This window comes from Nitrobacter sp. 62-13 (genome assembly GCF_001896955.1).
In the GTDB taxonomy this organism is placed as follows: domain Bacteria; phylum Pseudomonadota; class Alphaproteobacteria; order Rhizobiales; family Xanthobacteraceae; genus Nitrobacter.
Genome location: NZ_MKRN01000073.1, coordinates 1 through 1,058, shown reverse-complemented (window position 1 = coordinate 1,058; position 1,058 = coordinate 1). Strand labels below are relative to the sequence as shown.

Genomic DNA, 1,058 nt, shown 5'->3' with positions numbered 1-1,058 from the left:
GATAGGGCTTCGGCTTCTTGCGTTTGCGATTGAGCGAGTCGTAACCGGTGTCGCCCGCACCCGCCGCCGCGGACACGCCGTAATCGGGGAGCCGGCCGATGCGCGAGGGGGCTGCCATCGACGAGGGCGACGCCGGTTCACCGACGCCTCCCGCATCGCTGACCCGGCGCAGGCCGGAATCCTGCGGCTGAAAAAATTCGCCGCGGACCGGATTCATCAGATCGCGGGTAAGCGTTTGCGCCTCGGCCGCCAGGCATCCGGGAGCGATGAGGACAAGGCAGGCCAAAGCCGCGCGCCACATTGATGCGCGCTGGCGGCGGCCCGTCGCTGGACCCAAAGTCACGACCCCAAAAACTCCAGCAGAAACTTGTGCTTACGAAACACGCCGTGAAGGGCGGCTATCGTTAATGGAGTTAAAACAATTATGGTTAATGGGCCGTTGAGACCGGCAATGCTGCATCGCATCGTCCGCGCTGGCGTGCTAAGCAGATCGCAACGGCGCTCATCCGTCTCATCGCGGAACCAGGCATGACCTCGCTAAAATCACGACCGACGACATCCGCCATGACCGATCAGGCGACGGCCGCGATCGAGTCGGCGCTGCGGACGTTCGAGGCGGAGGCCGGCGGCGTGACCGCGCTTGCCGCGGCCCTGAACTCCGATCTCGGTCCTGCATTCGCCGCTGCCGCCGACATGATCCGCAGCGCCAAGGGGCGGCTGATCGTCACCGGTCTCGGCAAGTCCGGCCACATCGGCCGCAAGATCGCAGCGACCTTCGCCTCGACCGGCACGCCGGCCTTTTTCGTCCATGCCGCTGAAGCCAGTCACGGCGACCTCGGCATGATCACCGCCGACGATGTCATTCTGGCGATGTCGTGGTCCGGCGAGCAGCCGGAGATGAAAAACCTCATCACCTATGCCAAGCGCTTTCGGATCGCCTTGATCGCCATGACCGCCGACCGCGAGTCCACGCTCGGCAAGGCCGCCGATGTCGTACTGGTGCAGCCCAGGGCGCGCGAAGCCTGCCCGCATAATCTCGCGCCGACGACGTCGTCGCT

General features: G+C 65.1%; 1 protein-coding gene and 1 pseudogene. One reads left to right on the top strand and one right to left on the bottom strand.

The window, feature by feature from the left end:
* Positions 1 to 301 (bottom strand): annotated as a pseudogene (locus tag BGN91_RS07120) (hypothetical protein); the annotation flags it as partial.
* A 263-nt stretch (positions 302 to 564) separates the two neighbouring features.
* Here BGN91_RS07120 and BGN91_RS07115 point away from each other — a divergent pair.
* Positions 565 to 1,058, top strand: a 494-nt coding sequence (locus tag BGN91_RS07115) for an SIS domain-containing protein (RefSeq protein WP_292611812.1), incomplete at its 3' end; no start/stop codon positions are given.